This window comes from Pseudomonas sp. P135 (assembly GCF_020312125.1).
GTDB classification, from domain to species: Bacteria; Pseudomonadota; Gammaproteobacteria; order Pseudomonadales; family Pseudomonadaceae; genus Aquipseudomonas; species Aquipseudomonas fragariae.
On the sequence record NZ_JAGPYR010000017.1, the window covers coordinates 1 to 17,155 of the forward strand.

Annotated in this window: 14 protein-coding genes and 1 pseudogene; 5 read left to right on the forward strand and 10 right to left on the reverse strand. The window is 52.8% G+C overall.

All coding sequences use genetic code 11. The annotated features are described in order from the left end of the window. The 4 genes from KBY08_RS21045 to KBY08_RS21060 all read right to left on the reverse strand — a co-directional run. Positions 1 to 1,881 (reverse strand): DUF6531 domain-containing protein (locus KBY08_RS21045; protein WP_225651254.1); only part of this gene is annotated, 1,881 nt, incomplete at its 3' end. A gap of 5 nt (positions 1,882 to 1,886) precedes the next feature. Then, positions 1,887 to 2,354 (reverse strand): DcrB-related protein, encoded by a 468-nt coding sequence (locus KBY08_RS21050; RefSeq protein ID WP_003318825.1) that lies wholly within the window; start codon positions 2,352 to 2,354, stop codon positions 1,887 to 1,889. 34 nt (positions 2,355 to 2,388) lie between these two features. Next, positions 2,389 to 2,970 (reverse strand): DcrB-related protein, encoded by a 582-nt coding sequence (locus KBY08_RS21055; protein ID WP_003420357.1) that lies wholly within the window; start codon positions 2,968 to 2,970, stop codon positions 2,389 to 2,391. An 11-nt stretch (positions 2,971 to 2,981) separates the two neighbouring features. Then, positions 2,982 to 4,832, reverse strand: coding sequence for a type VI secretion system Vgr family protein (locus KBY08_RS21060; protein ID WP_225651255.1), 1,851 nt, complete (start codon positions 4,830 to 4,832; stop codon positions 2,982 to 2,984). A gap of 191 nt (positions 4,833 to 5,023) precedes the next feature. On the opposite strand from KBY08_RS21060, the gene KBY08_RS21065 reads away from it, so the two are divergent. From KBY08_RS21065 to KBY08_RS21080, 5 genes are all read left to right on the forward strand, one after another. Next, positions 5,024 to 6,034 (forward strand): hypothetical protein, encoded by a 1,011-nt coding sequence (locus KBY08_RS21065; RefSeq protein WP_003401830.1) that lies wholly within the window; start codon positions 5,024 to 5,026, stop codon positions 6,032 to 6,034. A 40-nt stretch (positions 6,035 to 6,074) separates the two neighbouring features. Then, positions 6,075 to 6,599 carry a hypothetical protein gene (locus KBY08_RS26560; protein ID WP_318654644.1) on the forward strand — a complete coding sequence of 175 codons (525 nt, stop codon included), beginning with the start codon at positions 6,075 to 6,077 and terminating at the stop codon, positions 6,597 to 6,599. A gap of 218 nt (positions 6,600 to 6,817) precedes the next feature. Then, positions 6,818 to 7,081, forward strand: coding sequence for a hypothetical protein (locus tag KBY08_RS21070; protein WP_111522589.1), 264 nt, complete (start codon positions 6,818 to 6,820; stop codon positions 7,079 to 7,081). An 84-nt stretch (positions 7,082 to 7,165) separates the two neighbouring features. Then, positions 7,166 to 8,263, forward strand: a complete 1,098-nt coding sequence (gene tri1 / locus KBY08_RS21075; RefSeq protein WP_177410956.1) for an ADP-ribosylarginine hydrolase Tri1 — start codon at positions 7,166 to 7,168, stop codon at positions 8,261 to 8,263. A gap of 78 nt (positions 8,264 to 8,341) precedes the next feature. Then, positions 8,342 to 8,896 carry an HD domain-containing protein gene (locus KBY08_RS21080; RefSeq protein WP_096126881.1) on the forward strand — a complete coding sequence of 185 codons (555 nt, stop codon included), beginning with the start codon at positions 8,342 to 8,344 and terminating at the stop codon, positions 8,894 to 8,896. A 64-nt stretch (positions 8,897 to 8,960) separates the two neighbouring features. Here KBY08_RS21080 and KBY08_RS21085 read toward each other — a convergent pair whose 3' ends face one another. The 6 genes and pseudogenes from KBY08_RS21085 to KBY08_RS21110 all read right to left on the reverse strand — a co-directional run bounded on the left by KBY08_RS21085 (position 8,961) and on the right by KBY08_RS21110 (position 17,154). Then, entirely contained in the window at positions 8,961 to 9,680 is a 720-nt protein-coding gene (locus KBY08_RS21085; protein WP_111522588.1) for a hypothetical protein, read from the reverse strand. A 140-nt stretch (positions 9,681 to 9,820) separates the two neighbouring features. Continuing rightward, a pseudogene (locus KBY08_RS21090) lies at positions 9,821 to 12,697 on the reverse strand (type VI secretion system Vgr family protein). 33 nt (positions 12,698 to 12,730) lie between these two features. Then, positions 12,731 to 13,813: a hypothetical protein gene (locus KBY08_RS21095; protein ID WP_111522586.1), complete on the reverse strand. Its 1,083-nt coding sequence runs from the start codon at positions 13,811 to 13,813 to the stop codon at positions 12,731 to 12,733. Positions 13,814 to 13,876: 63 nt separating this feature from the next. Next, complete coding sequence (locus tag KBY08_RS21100) at positions 13,877 to 14,905, reverse strand: sel1 repeat family protein (protein WP_111522585.1); 1,029 nt, start codon at positions 14,903 to 14,905, stop codon at positions 13,877 to 13,879. 100 nt (positions 14,906 to 15,005) lie between these two features. Then, entirely contained in the window at positions 15,006 to 16,034 is a 1,029-nt protein-coding gene (locus KBY08_RS21105; RefSeq protein ID WP_111522584.1) for a sel1 repeat family protein, read from the reverse strand. 97 nt (positions 16,035 to 16,131) lie between these two features. Continuing rightward, positions 16,132 to 17,154: a sel1 repeat family protein gene (locus KBY08_RS21110; protein WP_024642645.1), complete on the reverse strand. Its 1,023-nt coding sequence runs from the start codon at positions 17,152 to 17,154 to the stop codon at positions 16,132 to 16,134. Position 17,155: the final 1 nt, after the last annotated feature.

Below are 17,155 nucleotides of genomic sequence, written 5' to 3' on the forward strand. Positions count from 1 at the left end.
GGACTTGAGCGTCGGGTCGACGATGGTGTGCGGCAGGCCGTCCTCACCGTTGAGGTATTCGGTCTTGTGGCCCAGCGCATCGATCTCGGCAACGAGGTTGCCTTTGGCATCGTAGTTGGCCTTCCAGGTGCTGCCATCCGGGTAATCAACCTGAGTGATCAGCGTCGTCAGGTGGTGATACTGGTAGCGAATGCTGCGGCCCAGCGGATCGGTCTCCTTGAGCAACCGGGCGAACTCGTCGTACTCGAACGCCAGCTGATTGCCATCGGGCAGGGTCAGCCCGGTCATGTTGCCGGTGTCGTCGATCTCGATGACGTAGTGATCGCCACTGTAGTCGCGGCTCGAGGTGACGCGATGGTCCTTGTTGTAATGAATCTCCAGCTCGCGGCCCAGTACGTCGGTGACCCAGGTGGTGCGGGCTTCGCGGTCGTAGCGGAAGTAGAAATGCTCACCATCGCTGGTCTGGTGTTCGACGACGCGTGGCTGGGCGTCGATGATTTCCCAGCGGTACTCGCAGGTCAGGCCCAGTGCGTTGCTGTGGCGGGTCATGACGCCATCGTTGTAACTGAAACGGCGCACTGAATCACCGTTGCGGTTGAACACCTCAGCGAGCTGGCCATTGCTGTCGTAGTGGTATTGAACCAGGGTTTCAACAGCCTCATTGTCGACGATGCGCTTGACCGAGGTCAGGCGCGTGGTCACTTCGTCGTAATGCAGGTGCACGCGGATCCCGCCCGTCGCGCTGATGTCGGTCAGCGTGCCTTGTTCGGTGCGGGTGAAATGCAGGAAGTGACCGAGTGCGTTTTCGATACGATCCAACGGAACCGGTTTGTTGTCGTCAGGCACTTCGCCGAAGTAGAAGAAGATGTTGTCCAGCGTCTGCAGAAGGTAGTGACCACCCTGCGTGCAGACCAGATAGACCTGTTCGTGAGGGTTGTAGATGCGCTGGCCGGGCGCTATGTCCACGAACGGAACGGTGCGGCCCTGGTTATCCGTAAGGTAGAGGAAGCTGCCGCGCTTGCGCAGGCTTTGCTCCCACGGCAGCACCCAGCCTTTGCCGAGTACGCTGTCGACATTCAGGTTGCTGGCGTAAAAACGCGACCATTCGATGGGCATCAGGCCGGGCAGGCTGAAGTCGATCTCATCCGGGATCAGCTTGCGGCCAGTCGTGGTGTCGACCGGATTGCCGCTCAGGCCGCCGATCGCACTGCGCATCACAGGCTCAACCACGTAGCGACTGCCCACTTCGCCGGCGACGAAACCTGCGGTGAACTTCAGGGCGCAGGGCAGCACTGCTTTCATGCCTGCCTGCGTTCCGGCCTTGAGCAGCTGTGCAATACCACCTGCCGCACCCGCCACGGCCATCAGCACATCGACGGTAGTGCGCAGCCAGCCTGGAATTTCGTCGTCCACTGGCAGATAGCGATACCTGCCGCCGCCGATAAATACGTTGTCGGAGCCGCCGGAGATGGTCGCGCCACAGGTCAGCTTGTCGCCTTTGCGCGCCGCCGCCACGCTGTTGATGAAGACGTTGGTCGAGCCCTCGGCAATCTTGACCGGCCCCGGATGCTTGTCACAGGCACCAATACTTTTTTCAACATGCGCTGCCTTGCGGTTGTTGATGTACACATTGGGTGAGGCCGTGATGATCGTGCCGGAAGGGGAGGAAAACATACTCCCTATCGCCTCTCCTGCGGCGGTGAGCAGGCTACCTCCGACGCCTGCTGCAAGTCCTGCCAGAAGAGCCACGCCGAACCCGCACGTGAAGGTTGCGATCGCCACCGTCGCAATGAGCGCAATACCGAGCACAGCCCCGATCAGGAAGCCCCCCAGGGCGCCGGTATGCGATATTTCGTCACCAAAGCGCGCGGCCTCGAACATGAGCGTTACTCCTGTTCGCTACCGTTGGCTGGAGAAGTGTCGGCCACGCGAGGCTGGAAACTGGCCAGCAAGTTTTCCCAGTCCTGGGTCTGCTCGGCACTGAAGTCCGTCTGGGACGTGGTCGAGAATACGATCGCGCGCTCAGGCTCGATCAGAAACGCCGCCTGACGTTGATAGTAAGGACGCCCTTCGGTCATGTAATACGCGTCGATCTGAATACCTTCGAGAGGGGCCACGGTCGATAGCGAAACTGCTTTTCTGTTCAGCAGCGTGTAACCGCGCAGCTTGGACGAAAGCATTTTGACCTGGCGATCAACATAGGTTTTCAGGTGCTCGGAAGGTAGCAGAGTGTCTCTGGAGACCGTAATGCTCAGCGGGGCAGGCAGCGTCGAGCCCATCACGAACATGTTCACTGTGCGGTCCTGAAATCCCTCTGGCAGCTTGATACTGCCTTCGTGCAACTCGTAGTCCATGTGATAAGAATTCCTGAAATCAAAAAAGAAACAATCACTGTGCGGCGAGACCGCCCAGCATGCTATCGAAATCCGCCAGCCAGAGGCTGAGGTCCGGTTTGGTCGGATCGATCAGGCAAGAAATTTCCAACCACTGCAGCACATCCTTTCCGGCAAGGGGAACAAGCGCACCTACCAGACGTGCGTGTTGTTCTGCGCTGCCTTCTTTGAAGTGGAAATCCAGCGCTTTCGCAGTACAGCCCACCAGGGTGCAGTCCCGCCGACGAATAATACGGAGTTGAGGGTCGCGCTCACGAAAGGTCTGCACCGAGCTTTCGAAAAGTGCTTCCAGTGCCTCACCCTGCATTACGTCTCTGCGTTTGACAGACAACATGAGCGGCTCGCCTTTGTACTCAAGCGTAACCTGGACATCACGAAACAGGGCGCCCTCAGGAAAGGCCAGATTAAAGCCACCAAAATTGAAACTGCTGGGCACGTCCTGCAATGGCGTGATCGGTTCTGGCTCAGGCTCGGGGACAGCTTCAACGACCGGAGCTTCCAGCGCCGCCTTGCGTGCTGCCTCCTCATCCGCAATACGTTTTGCGGAAATACGGTCGTAGAGACTTGTTCGTTCCATGCCCTGCGTTCTCACTTGTTGATGTCGACTCGGTCACCTTTGACGAAGGTGCTCTCGCCAAGAACATTGATCACTTTGCCTTTTATCTGGATGCCTTCCGGAGTGATCGAGATGCTGCTGTCGCCCACTTTGAGAAGGATGTACTGCTTCGCATCCACCTGAATGAATTGGTTGTCGACCTTTAGCGTAAACGACCCCTGCTGCACGTTCGTCACAGTATCTTTCTGGATGATTTCCGTATTTGTGCCGCCGACCGTCACCTTGCGGTTATTGCCCACCTCGTGCTTTTCATCCAGCTCGATCTCGGTGTCCATGTTGCGCTCGGCATGCATGATCACCTGTTCGGCACCGGCCTTGTCTTCAAAGCGGAAAAAGTTGGCCGTACCGCCATCACCCTTGGCCGAACGCGTCAGGAAACCACTCTGGGTCTTGTTGGCAGGCAGCGACCACGGCGGCGTGTTCTGGCTGTTATACAAACTGCCCATGACAAGCGGACGGTCAGGGTTGCCATCAAGGAAAACGACCACCACCTCGTCACCGACGCGCGGGATCTGGATACTGCCAAAACCACCGCTGGCACCGGATTGAGCGACGCGGACCCAGCAGGAGCTTTTGTCGTCAAACTTGCCGTAGCGGTCCCAGTGGAACTGTACTTTTACCCGGCCCATTTCGTCGGTGTAGATTTCTTCGCCGGGCGGGCCGACGACGATGGCGGTTTGGGGACCACTTATCAAAGCGCGAGGCGTACTTAGCGGAGGCTTGAAGGGTATTTTGCGCCGAATACAAATAAACTGGTTTTGATAAAAGGCTTCTCCCGATCCGGAGTAATTATTTCGGCCCGAATGTTTTACGCTCAACAACAGAAATTGCCGGTCCTCAGTAGACCCGTTGTCATGATCATAGTGCTGAGTAAGCTCAAAGTAATAGCCTGGCTGCATCGCACGGCAGTTACTCCTACCCTGAAATGTCTTGCCTAAAACCTCCATCGCCTCAAGTCGATTGCGAGCGATTTGTTGACCGTGTTGCGGGTCGGAGTAACCATATAGACCCTCGTATTCAAAAACTTCGTATTGACCAATGTCTCCTTGTTTGGCTAAAGTTTCAAGCTGTACCTGATTGGAAAAGCGCGGCTGCTTATAGTCAAAAGACTTTAATGATAGGCGCGTGGAGTGAAGGGCTCTTTGAGAAGACCATTCGGTAACGGAATCGGACTCCTCAGTTACAGACGCGGTATGAAAACGAATCGAAGGTTGGCTAGGTAACGTCGGCAGATTGAGGCTATCGTCGAAAATGACCAACGTATGTCCATCTCGACGATGCTCAAAATTGAAGAATAGCCCTTCTTGTTGAAGGAGCCGCAGTACAAAATTAAGATCCGACTCTTGGTACTGTGTGCAATAGCTAATTGGCTTCAATGTTTTGTTTAGTCGAAATTCATAATCAGCCAGAGAGAGATAGTAGGCAAACACTTCTCTGATTATATCTTCAACGGTTTTATCTTGAAAAATACGCGAGTCTCTTCGGCGACTAAGTATCCACAGCCAAGGTACGACGGTGGCGGCGTAATTAGCGATTCCACCATTAGCTCCTATATGGTTGAAACTTGAGCAATGTCCACTTATTACCCTTTTGCCACCATCAGCCAAAGTGATTTCTATTGAGACTTTCTTGCCAATTAACTTTTTGAGCTCGATCTTTGCATCGCTGGATAGCAATTGGAGTTCGTATTCGAACAGGATAGACAGCCCTTCTTCACCGCTGAAGCTTTCTAGAACAAGCTCCTGCTCCGGAGGCAGAGGGGAGTCGAATGTGATGAGTCTATTGTTCTGAGCTGTAAACTGCCCAATCAGATCCGAAATCACTAGCTGCCTCCTGCAAATCTTCACGAAATTAGGGATGGAACCTGCTCGAAGGCCATTTGTCAAGCTGCTCCGGTTCGTCGTTGATGGCTTTATGCTCATTTGATTTTATTTTTCTTAAGGTGCACCCTCAGCGTAAGATGCTACCAGCGCGCCGCGCGGACGCGAAAAGCCATAGAGACAGGGAGTACGCCATGAGCTTGAGTGACACCCAGCTCGATCAGCTAGGTCACGACGTAGATCAAAATCAGCGTGAGATGGTGGTGCTAGACATGGAGCACGCTAACATGCTGGTGGAGGAGCGTAATGCGTCCTACGGCCTTGGAACACAGCAGCCGCAGATTTGCCCTCGAACTCAGCCAAGTATGTTGGACGGTCTAATGGGGGGGACTCAGTCTATATACAATGCAACCTTACATCCCCTGTTTAATACGACTTGGGCAGTACCTTCTGCTTTGGGTGCATACGACGCCTATAACATAACCCGTTTACTTCGTGATATCGGTGGGTTTGGCACCAAAGTACGGATCTCGGTAAAAAATGGAAAGCAATACGTCATAATAACTGGTTACCCAGGCCTTCGACGACGACTTAGGGGAACTCGCTATGGGATACGAAATGCTCAACTGATTGAGATGGGTATAGGCAGATATGGTGAACAAGCAAGTGCGATCAAAGGGTTCAAGCTATCTTGTTATGTCGCGGTTGCTATCGAGGTATTGGAATGGGTATTTAATGATGAGGCTGTATTGTCTGATTTATTTGCGGGGGTAGGGGTAGAACTAATAAAGGCCGGAATTGCCAGTGTAATTGGTTATGCGGTGTCAGTTGCTTTAGGGTTTACCGTTACAGCGGTTGGGCTCCCATTAGTCATCGGCGCTGTGTTTGTATTGGTTGTAAGTGTTGGCTTAAATGAGTTGGATAATAGGTATAATATTAAAAATAATGTAAAGGCAGGTATGCGCTACGCTGTTGATAATATAAAATATTTGCACGAAGAAATGACTAGGGTTACTGTAAATGATTTGAAGGCTTACTCGGAAAAAGCTGCGACAGAAATTATAAGTAACCTCATAGATTCAGCTGCTGATGAAGCGAAATCTTGGGTTCTGAGGAAAATATCTCCCGGGGATTTTCCATTGCCTAACTGGCCAAGGGTACCTGAGCTTCCAGACTTTTCAAACTTTAAACTACCAAAGTTTTAGGCCTCCTGTGAATAATAATTCAGACGCGTCGGCACAAAATATCCACCCGTTGATTTTTCGGCTAATTGCATTGGTTTTGGTTATTTCTGTGACCGCTGTTGGCATATTTTCAATTTATTGGCTTTGGGAGAGGGTAATACCCTTGTATGGACGTATTTATCGAAATGCCCCTGTTGTAGAGGTGCCTTATTTGGCTTTTGCACTTCTCATGGCGCCGCCCGCTGTTCTGATAGCTGTAATCGGGAGTTTTTTTGCGCTCTGTACAGGAAAGAAATTTGATCCGCCCAATAAGTCTTTCCTATATCGCTTTCAAAGCTTGATGATCTATCTTTCAGTAAAGGTAATAACGTATGTCGTGCCCTCTGTAATAGTTATAACTACGATTTTACTGCTCGTGAGGGATTATACTCCATGCTCCAAGCTGCTTATTTCTGGTTCGGCGTGGCAGTTGTTCTGGGTAAATGATGAGCGCGTTTGTTTTAAGCCAACACGCTATATTAATGATAACTGGCCTTGCAAAATGGTTGGGGACCAAGAATATTGTATGCAGGTAGACGGGAAGTGAACTTTAGATTGCAGCGGCTTTACATTTATTGTTCTTTGATAGCTAATGCTTTGATTTTTGGGCATGGTCTATGAAGTGGTGAAGCCCATAATGATTTCATCTTTATAGCTGATTGTTTGTAAAAATGGCAAGAAAATGAAGCTTGCTGTATGCGCTTTTAGCACAAGTTGATGGGCTTTATCTATGAGGTTGAATGATTAAGGCTCTAAGGCAGTCATATGAAATTTAACGATACCTTTTTTAATCGCGGCCTCATGCTCTCCTTGGGCATCGAGGAAACCTCAGGGCGCTTTTATTTGTCATTTCCGGTGAATAATGGCTTGATCGATTACGAGGAGTATCATGAGATCGACAAAGCCAGCTTTGATCTTTTCCACACAGACCTCATTGCTGCGGATGCTTTCGCCACGACATGCCGCAGGAGAGAGCGGGATGATTTTTTGACCCAGAAGCCAGGCGCAAAGCGGGGAACGACTATTTAGCCGTGAACAAGCGGTATAGAATCGCCGAAAGACAGCGACTTTTATTCCGACTCTGTCCCTTGAGAAATTATTCTGGAAGGACCCATGATTGACTTGAGAAGCTCCAACGAAACCCTTGATCGATATGTTGAGCGCTACGATCATCTGCTGCCTCCGCCATCTGCGCAGTTGCTCCAACGTATGGATTATATGCTGCAGGCTGACGCACCAAGGTTGCCTGTAGAGAAGCCCGGCTGGATAGCGTCACGGACGTGTACGCTCACCGAAGCACAGGCACTGGACCGTGCAAAAGGATGCCTGCTTGGGCTGGCCATAGGTGATGCCGTCGGTACAACGCTGGAGTTTTTGCCTCGTGATCGCAGTCACGTCCATGACATGGTGGGTGGCGGTCCTTTCAAGCTCAATCCCGGTGAGTGGACCGATGACACCAGCATGGCTCTCTGCCTTGCGGACACCTACATTGCTAAAGGTGATTTCGATTTTTCTGATTACGCCGATAGGCTATGTCGTTGGTATAAGCAGGGCGAGAACAGTCATAACGGCAAGTGCTTCGATATCGGAAACGCTACTCGTGCTGCTCTGGAAGGACACTTGGCAAGCAAAGATGGCTGGTATGGCAACGACGATCCATCTACTGCCGGTAATGGGTCGATAATAAGATTGGCACCCACTGCAATATTTCGCAGGCACTCGCTATTCGCTACGTGGCGGCAAAGCGCCGCACAAAGCAGATGCACACACAGAGCAATGGAGGCTATAAGTTGCTGCGAGCTGCTCGGCGCCCAGTTGCATCTCGCCCTTAACGGCGCAGACAAAGAAAAAACCCTTTCTCCGATGATTCGCCCGTTACGACCGCGAGCATTGATCATCAACGCTGGCGAATACAAAGAAAAAACCCGCGACCAGATCCGCTCTTCAGGCTATGTCATCGACACACTCGAAGCAGCCCTGTGGGCCGTATGGAATACCGACAATTTCAAAGACGCGATCCTGCTGGCTTCCAACCTGGCTGATGATGCCGACAGCGTAGCCGCCACTGCCGGACAAATTGCAGGCGCTCTGTATGGTGTGTCGGGTATGCCTGAGGAATGGGTCAAGAAAGTCGCATGGTCCGAGCATATTCAGGGGCTGGCTCAACAGTTGTTCGAGCGTGCGCCGCTGCATGACCCTTTGGACGACTGATAGGGAAACGCGAGTACTCTCTCCGAAGATCAGCTCACAGCCCCTGACTTATATCTCGTCTCAAGGAATCTGACCCAAATGTCCAAACCGTGCCCGCAACAGTTCTACAACAAAGCCTGGCTATTCGCATCCCATGCCCACGTCGGCCAAAAAATGACAGGCTCGGACCTTCCTTACACCACCCACGTAGCGATGGTCGCCAACGAGTTGATCTTCGCCCATCGCGAAGAATCCGTGGGCGCGCTTGAAATCGCCTTGCCCACAGCGTTGCTGCACGACGTGCTGGAGGATACGCCGGTAACTCAGGATGAGTTGGCTGAAGCGTTCGGTGTCGAGGTCGCCTCAGCCGTGGCGTGCCTGAGCAAGAACCTGATCGTGCCGTTTTCCGAAGCGCTTTATTTCGCCGGGATCGCCAGTCATTCCAAAGAAGCTGCGTCGGTCAAGTTGTGTGATCGCATCACCAATCTTCAGTCAGCGCCGTCCACCTGGAAGAAGGCAAAGCGAGCGTCTTATCTGGTGGAGTCGGCGCAGATCCTGGCTGCCTTGGGGCATGCGAACGGGTATCTGCGGCAGCGGCTCACCGATACGATGGCGCGTTATGAGGCGCTTTATGTTGATGGCTTTGAAGGCTGAGTAATGAGCGGGCTTTCCATTTCGATAAATAGGGCCATGTAGCAATCATCGAGAGTCACGCACCCTACGATTTGTGCCGAGACGAGAACCATTTGAAAAACCTGCTCAGCCACCAACGACTGCGGGCTTCGCGAATTTCATCGATTTGCATGAACGTGTAGGCAGCAGGCATATTGCGCTCCTTGGCTCGGAGTGTGCGAAGCCCCCTGATGACATGCCGCATGTAGAACAGTATGGTCACACAGCATCCAGTAAGGACAAGGGCCGCAACTACACTGCCAGTTAGCACGCCCGAAGCCTGCAGGAAAATACCGGCCGCCAACGTGGCTGCTCCCGCGCTCAAGCCAGTTTTATAACTTGTTGATGGTTGCGAAGTGCTAGCAACACGCGTCTGGATTTTCTGTCCGTCATGTTCGAATGGTTGGAAAGAAGGCTTTTTGCTAGCAATCGCATAATAAGCCAGCAATATAATGATGGCAGGGACTAGACTTGTAATGAAAGCATTAAAACTGTTCTCTCCAAAAAAATTAGAAGTGGAGACATAAGCTACGTTACAAGCGAGCAATGTAAATGAACCAATCAGTGCGCCAATAAGCGACGTCATATAGGTTGTGTACTTTTCGCACAGGTAGACTAGGTATATTGTCCAGGCAAGCATCAAGGTTACGGCCAAAAAATATACGTACCAAAAACACGTTAATTCAGATGGGCCAAAGGCTGTAAAAAAACCAGTCGTGAAGAATCCTAGCCAGCTGCTTTTTCTAAGGCTATCTGAATTAATCATTATGTTTTCTCATAGTTGTGCCCGACGGTTTGCATCATGGAATGAGCCACTCGCAAAGCCTGCCCAACCACCATCTCCTACAAGCCTCACGAATGTCATCGATTTGCACGATAGGGTAGAGCGTTGACACGCCAAAGCAATCACGCCTCCGACTCTGGATTGCTCAACTGGTCATACCTGTTACGGAACAGACTGCGATTGTCGCTCGGTTTGACGTCTGGGTGCGAAGCGCTTTCGTGGCGGTGAAGCCCGCGGTTGGCCAGTTCCGCATTTTTGGGATCACCTTTGTAATCGGCCGCTACTGGCAGGTCGTAGCTGACGCCGTTACTCAGATCAATACGGTACTGGCTGGTTGTAGCGTGATGGTCGATGGCGATCTGTCCGCTGGCGTCCATCACTCCTTTTTTGACCTCGGCCCCGTCTGCAAAGATGGTATACGGCTGACCTGCCCATGCCTGATAGCCCGCCGCACTGCTAAGCCCGGCGTAGGCTGTAAGCTTTTGTTTGATCGAGTCGGTCGGCCACGCCGGATTATCCCGATTGAGCTGCGCAGGGCCGTCGAAAGTCTTTTTCACGCCTTTTACGTCGATGGTTCCGGGAGCATGAATCTCGATATTGCCACCCTTGATGCGGATGTACGCTGCGCCGCTGGTCAGCAGGATTTCTTCCTGCGCTGCGATCTCGATAGTGCGAGCCGTAGAGGTGATGCGCACGCTTTCCTTCGCGGTCAGTTCAATGCTGTCGTTTTGCGCCTGTATTTCAACTTTGCCCTTTGCTGCAAACAGTTTGGCGCCTGCCGCCTGGGCGAACAGACTGATGCTTTGCGCGACACTCACCAATAGTGACTTGCCGCTGGCCAGATTGGTGTCTTCACCGGTTGAAAGCGTTAACTGTTTACCGCTGTGGATGTGAGTATTTTGCGGGGTGACGGTCGCGATGTCGGCGGGCGAGGATGCGACCAGCAAGGGCTTTTTATAGCCTGACGTCTGCCCACGACCGCCGCTCATGATCGCCGCCTTGGTATCACCGCCGTTACGCTGTTGCTGAGTGCTGCTGACCGGGCTGTCACCGCCACTGCCGTAATTGGCCTGAGTATCGGCGTTTAGCTGGTCGAGACTTTCGATACCACCCGGCATTGGCAGCGCGTTGTGTTGTTCGGCTATTTCCGACAATGCCTTGAACCGCGCTTGAGCGTTGCTCAGATGCTGTTGAGCTTCCTGGGTATCAATCTGCCCGCCCTGCGCCTTGTTGCGCGGCCAAGTGCTCAAGTACAGACCTTGCTGAGCACGCAAGGCACCGTAGGCGTCAGTCCGCAGCTCGAAACCGGCACCGCGCAGTGCGCCTCGTGAATTGCCCTGTTGGTCGATCAGGTAACCGAGGTTCAGCTGACTATGCCCATGGCTACTGTGGATCTGGGTTCTGACCTGGCCGGTGGAATCGTCCATCACCCACTGGTTATAGCCGCTCCCCTGAATCTCCTGACTTTTATAGCCACTCATCAGGCCGCTGGAATGCCACGCAGGCTTATGTCCGCCGTAGACCTGTCCCATGATCAGCGGACGGTCGATATCGTTATCAAGAAAGGTGACGACTACCTCTTCGCCAGCGCGCGGCACATTGACGCTGCCCCAGTCCTGACCGCTGCTCGACTGCATCATGCGCAGCCAGCACGAACCAAGCTCTCCATCCTTCATCAGGCGATCCCAATGAAAGCGAACGCAAACCCGATTCAGGTTATCGGTGAAAACCTCATGCCCGCCGGGTGTAACGACGACTGCTGTCTGCGGGCCGGGGTGGGCTGGTTTTTGATGGGTAAACGCGCTGCGATAGGGAATATCCAGGCGCTGTGTTTCAAAGCGATTCAGGTAGAAGCCTTCGTCACCCGTCGGTAGCGAGGCTTGCGCCTGCAGTGCATCCAACTGTGTTTTCAGGCTTCCGGGTGGGCTTGATCGCGTCTTGCCGATCGGCAGGTTGCTCTGCACGAAGAACTCCACGGCGACGATCAGGAACTAACGGTCCTGGAGCGTCTTGAGCTCGTAAAGCGGATGTTGAGTCAGCTCAAAGCCATGACCGGGCTGCATCTGACGAGCCCCGCCCTGACCCTGAATGCGACGGGCCGCCGACTCATCCTGTTCGATCTGCACACGTGCGAGCCATTCGCCTCGGCCGAGGTTCTGCCATGCATACTGGCCACGGTATTGGTAACGCTCAAGGTCAGGGGGCGCGGATGCGGCAGGCAGTGCCATGGAGTGAGTGATCTGTGGCTGTGCATGACTGCGGTATTCGCTGCTGCGCCACTGCACCAGACCATTGAGCAGGCGAGCGCCGGGGCTCCACTGGGTGATGCTGTCTTTCAGGTCGGCGGCCTGCTGGGTATGGAAACGCAGGCTTGCGGGGTTCAGTGTGGGCAGAGAGTCAATGTTGTCGGTGAACACGATGCAATGACTGTCGACCTTGTGCTCCACGTACCAGAAAAGACCTTCCTGCTCGCACCAGCGCTGAACGAAGTTGGCGTCGGTCTCGTTGAACTGCGTCACGTATGACAGCAGCGGGTAGTCGCGTTGCAGGTCGAAGCGGTAGTTGGCCCGGGCCTGGCTGTAGTGCTGAAACACCTGAGCAAGGATGTCCGGCAAGCTCATTTCTTGCCAGATTCGGCAATCAATACGGTATTCCAGCAGGCTGAACCACGGCGCAAAGACCAGCTGCCAATCCTCGAGCCCGCCATCGCTGCCGAGATAACGCACACTCTCGACCCAGCCATGCCGAGGGCTCAGGCTGCCGTCGTCGAGGCGAATGCTCAGTTGCACTGCCTGACCAATCAGCTTCTCCGGGTCGAAGTCGGTGGTCTGATTGATCACGTCGACCGTGTAGCGCGCCACGTGGCTCAGACGTTCCACGGCATGCGCGCGCAGAGCAAACAGCTCCTGACCTTGCGGCGTGTTCAATTCCAGCAGGCGACCGGCCTGACTGAGCGGTCCGCTGAAGGCGTTCATGGCAGCGTCGAGTATCGAATTCATAGGTACATCCCTTTCTCACAATTCCTTGGGTGATCAGCCGATCAGCCAGCCCTGAGTCTGATCCGCGCAACCACGGTCCAGTATCCATGCGACGCTGCCCGGTTCTGCGCTGGCAGCCAGCCACGCCAGCCCGATCTGCGCCCATTGCTCAGTGGCAGGCCCGACCCTAGCGCCCAGCGTGTTCAAACGGATCTGGCGTTCCAGATCGAGGCCAGGCAAAGAGGATCGAGCGTAATGATGGAGCTGCTGCAAACGTTGCCCATCGAAAGCGCCATCACCGATCAGCACCTTGATTTTCTCCGCGTCGAAGCCGGTTCGGGCACTTAGCCCGGCCATCAGGCTTTCCAGCACCTGCGTGTCGGTGCGTGTCTGAGAGTAACGGCTGACATGGTGTTCAGTGACGGGCGCAAACAGTTTCAAAGCGCCTTCGCGCAGCGGTTCAGGAGGGTTGGATTCGCGTTGCAGCAGAACCGCGCTGACCGCCTCCCCAGCCATTTCGCCGGGTTCACCGACCTTCATCTGTTCCTTGCACGCCCAGGTATCCAGGCTCAGGCACAAGAGGTAGGGCGCACCGTAGCTTTGCCCCAGGACTTCGGGTAGCCACTGCGCCACCGGCTGAGTGGTGACGTCAAACGCGTAATAAGGCAAACGCTCGCGAGGCCACAGCCTGCAAACGGCGGCCAGCCAGTCCAGCTCACTGAGCGCCGTCGGTGCAAACAATATGACCTGAGTGTTCGACCAGTCGACCTGCGAACAGAACGCCTCATCCCACTGGGCAAACATCGCCTTGAGAATCTCGACAGCCCGCCCAGCCGCATCAACGGCAGGCGACCGAACAGCCGGTGTATCCAGACGGCGCAGAGGCCGTCGCAAACTGCGCGAGTCCACCAGACGCGGATCATGATCAAAATCCGCACGGCGCAGCGCCAGCTCATCAGCCGTCAGAGGCGTGTCGAATACACCGTAAGGCAACCACACCCAGGCGTTGACCACCGCCACAGAGCCCGAGGTGAAATTGCCCTTCGGCAACTGCGCCTCGACAACGCGCTGCCGCTCAAGATCAGCCAGACGCTTTTCGGACAGGCGATCATAAATACTCCTACGGGGACCAAGCATTTCTTTTCCTTAAGAGCGCGCGCGAGGTTTTGGATATCGCGCTGTCGTGCAAGTAGAGATCGTTTATTTTTTAACGGCTGCCAAAGGCATGCCTGTAGCGGGGTCGAGGCTTTTCTCCTGACTGAGCGCTCGAATCATGTCTTCCGAGGGCTTTTCAGGGGGCGTGGACTCGCGTTTTTTCAGCCATTCGAATGTGCCGTCCCACTCGGGTAATGGTGCTGGAGGAAGTGGAACAATATCATCCAGATCTGGAACTTTAGCGCCCAAGTGTTCGTGGTGTAATAAGAAGTCGCTGATTTTATCGTATCTTGCGGCACGCTCTTCATCTTTTTCTAAAGCTAAATAATAAAGTCTGTCAGAAGGTTTTCTATCTTCAAAGCCGCGTGCCAGACGATGAGCGCTAATATCGTCGCCACTTTTAGTTGAGAGTTGATAGCCGGCTACGGCATCTTTGTAAGAGTGTATTGCTGAGGCGTAGCTTGAATATTTTCTTGCAGCCTGCGAATGGCCTTGCTCCATTGCGCATTTATACATTGACTGCATTATGTCTGCAGTGTTGGGGATCTCACCTAGCAATTGGGCTATATAATATTGCGCGTCCGGATTACCCAAATCAGCTGCTCTCCTTAGATAAGCGCGAGAGCTAGGTATGGCTTTTTTCACACCATAGCCTATTTCCAGATAGTGTCCCATATCGTAATAGCCGCCCGGAATACCTCGCGCAATCAGATCCTTTACGATATCAATCACTTCTTTGCTGCGACTGCTACTGTCAACAGTACCTTGAGAGATAAGATTATGCAGGTTGGTCGCCGCTTTATAGCTACCTGCTGCATAAGCCAAACGGTAGTATCTGCCTATTTGCTGATAGTCTTTGGCGCCTTTTTTCAATTCCAGAAATAGTGCATAGCGGTACAGTGCCTGAGCATCCTCGCTTATAGCAGGCAGATTGTCGGTTTCGTGAGTGCAGACAAACGAAAGCCTCTCCATGGCCTTAACCATGTCTTCGTCAGTAACGCTGTCATGACCTTTCTTCTCGCAAGCACAAAGGCTTGTGGTGAGAATTGCCAGAAAAACCAGCCTTGTAAACATTTCCATTCCCTTGTATGTGCCTATTTGTGAGAAAAGCTTCCCGGAATCGGAGTCCCTTCCCTCTACGCATGTGCCGGGTAAGACTCAACGCATGTCTTTTTCACTTCGATGCAGGTAATGGAAGGCCTGTTTCAGGATCGAGGTTTTTTTCTGCCGCCATTCGTTGAATCAGCTCTTCCGATGGAGGCGAAGGTGGTGCAGCGGAATCACGATCACGCTTCCATTTGAATGTGCCGTCCCACTCGGGTAACGGTGCTGGAGGAAGTGGAACAATGTCATCCAGATCAGGGATCTTGGCGCCCAAGTGTTCATGACGAACCAAGAAGCTGCTGATTTTATCGTATCTTGCGACACGCTCTTCATCTTTATCTAATGCCAAGTAGTAAAATTCGTCAGAAGGTTCTGGTCCTTCGAAGCCACGCGCCAGAAGACGAGCGCTAATGTTGTCGCCATTCTTGGTTGAGAGTTGGTAACCGGCGACGGCATCCTTATATCCGTTTGTGACTGAGGCATAGCTAGCGTATCTTCTTCCAGCCATCGAATGGCCTTGTTCCATCGCGCACTTGTACATGGACTGCATTGTGGTTGCAGTATTAGGGACTTTGGTTAGCAATTCGGCTATGTAATATTGTGCGTCCGGATTGCCTAGGTCAGCGGCCTTCCGTAGATAGGCACGAGCGCTGGGTATGTCTTTCTTTACTCCATAGCCTATCTCCAGATAATGTCCCATATCGTAATAACCGCCCGGAATACTTTGCGAGATCAGATTTTTTACGATGGCTGTAACCTCTTTACTGCGATTGCTGCTATCAACAACCCCTTGGGCTATCAGATTGTGCAGGTTGGTTGCCGCGTTATAGTTACCTGCTGCATAGGCCAAACGGTAGTATCTGCCTATTTGCTGATAGTCTTTGGCGCCTTTTTTCGATTCCAGAAATAGTGCATAGCGATACAGCACCTGAGCATCATCGCTTATCGCAGGCAAATGGTCTGCTTCGTGAGTGCAGACAAACGAAAGCCTCTCCATGGCCTTAGCCATGTCTTCATCAGTAACGCTGTCGTGACCTTTCTTCTCGCAAGCGCAGAGGCTTGTCGTGAGAATTGCCAGAAAAACCAGCCTTGTGAACATTTCCATTCCTTTGTGTCGAGGTCAGATTCCCCGATTCCGGAGTCCGTTCCTTTGGGGCGTAGCAGGTATGGCTTAACGTATACCCATCGTTATCACGTCATTTCGGTAGCGGCAGACCTGTTTCCGGGTCGAGGCCTTTCTCCTGGCTTAGCGCCCGGATCATGTCTTCCGATGGCTTTTCAGCAGGGGGCGTGGACTCGCGTTTTTTCAGCCATTCGAATGTGCCGTCCCATTCCGGAAGCTTGGCTGGGGGCAGGGGAACGATCTGGTCGATGTCTGGGACTTTTGCTCCAAGAGCATCATAGCGTCTTAGGAAGGCACCAATTTGTTTATAGCGAAGAGACCGCTTGTCATCCACAGGCAGCGCAAAATAATATTGTTCATCACTAGCATCGGTTGTGGAAAATCCCTCCCTCAGAAAACTCGCGCTATTACGACTACCGTACCGAGCGCCCGCTTGAAAGGCCTGAATAGCCTCTGGGTAGTTACCCCGCACCTTCATATAAACTCCGTAGTTGAAAGCGGCCTGAGCATGCCCTTGATTCATTGCGCAGCGACGCATACTAGTCACTGTTTCCTCTGCCGATTCGATACCCTCAAGCAGTTTTGATACGTAAAATTGGGCATCCGGATTACCTAAGTCGGCCGCTCGACGAAAGTAAGCATTTGCTCTGCTTCCATCTTGCTTGACGCCATAGCCCTCTTCCAAATAATGTCCCATATCGTAGTAACCTCCTGGAATACCTTGGGCGATAAGACCCTCAACAATATCGATAACGTCTTTTTCTGGATTGTCGGTCTCAATAACACCTTGGGAGATCAAGGTGTGCAGATTAGTAGCTGCCTTATAATTACCCTCAGCAGACGCAAGTCGATAATACCTTGCTATTTTTTGATAGTCTTTAGGCCCCTCCGTGGTCTCTAGTAATCTTGCATATTGATACAGCTGTCGAGCATTTTCGCTAATAGACGGTAGATGATCTGCCTCTACATGACATGTAAAAGAAATTCTTTCTAAAGCATGTTTCATTTGGTCTGCAGATATGTTCAATGAGTCTTCCTCGGCACATGCGTATATCGTGAAGCACAAGGTGAAAGTTAAAATCAATCGAGTAAGCATA

Bases quoted from the DNA above. Each gene is read 5' to 3' on its own strand.
- KBY08_RS21085 (WP_111522588.1), bottom strand. From the start codon at position 9,680: ATGATTAATTCAGATAGCCTTAGAAAAAGCAGCTGGCTAGGATTCTTC.
- tri1 (WP_177410956.1), top strand. From the start codon at position 7,166: ATGATTGACTTGAGAAGCTCCAACGAAACCCTTGATCGATATGTTGAG.
- KBY08_RS21110 (WP_024642645.1), bottom strand. From the start codon at position 17,154: ATGCTTACTCGATTGATTTTAACTTTCACCTTGTGCTTCACGATATAC.
- KBY08_RS21070 (WP_111522589.1), top strand. From the start codon at position 6,818: ATGAAATTTAACGATACCTTTTTTAATCGCGGCCTCATGCTCTCCTTG.
- KBY08_RS21065 (WP_003401830.1), top strand. From the start codon at position 5,024: ATGAGCTTGAGTGACACCCAGCTCGATCAGCTAGGTCACGACGTAGAT.
- KBY08_RS21055 (WP_003420357.1), bottom strand. From the start codon at position 2,970: ATGGAACGAACAAGTCTCTACGACCGTATTTCCGCAAAACGTATTGCG.
- KBY08_RS21105 (WP_111522584.1), bottom strand. From the start codon at position 16,034: ATGTTCACAAGGCTGGTTTTTCTGGCAATTCTCACGACAAGCCTCTGC.
- KBY08_RS21080 (WP_096126881.1), top strand. From the start codon at position 8,342: ATGTCCAAACCGTGCCCGCAACAGTTCTACAACAAAGCCTGGCTATTC.
- KBY08_RS21095 (WP_111522586.1), bottom strand. From the start codon at position 13,813: ATGCTTGGTCCCCGTAGGAGTATTTATGATCGCCTGTCCGAAAAGCGT.
- KBY08_RS21050 (WP_003318825.1), bottom strand. From the start codon at position 2,354: ATGGACTACGAGTTGCACGAAGGCAGTATCAAGCTGCCAGAGGGATTT.
- KBY08_RS21100 (WP_111522585.1), bottom strand. From the start codon at position 14,905: ATGTTTACAAGGCTGGTTTTTCTGGCAATTCTCACCACAAGCCTTTGT.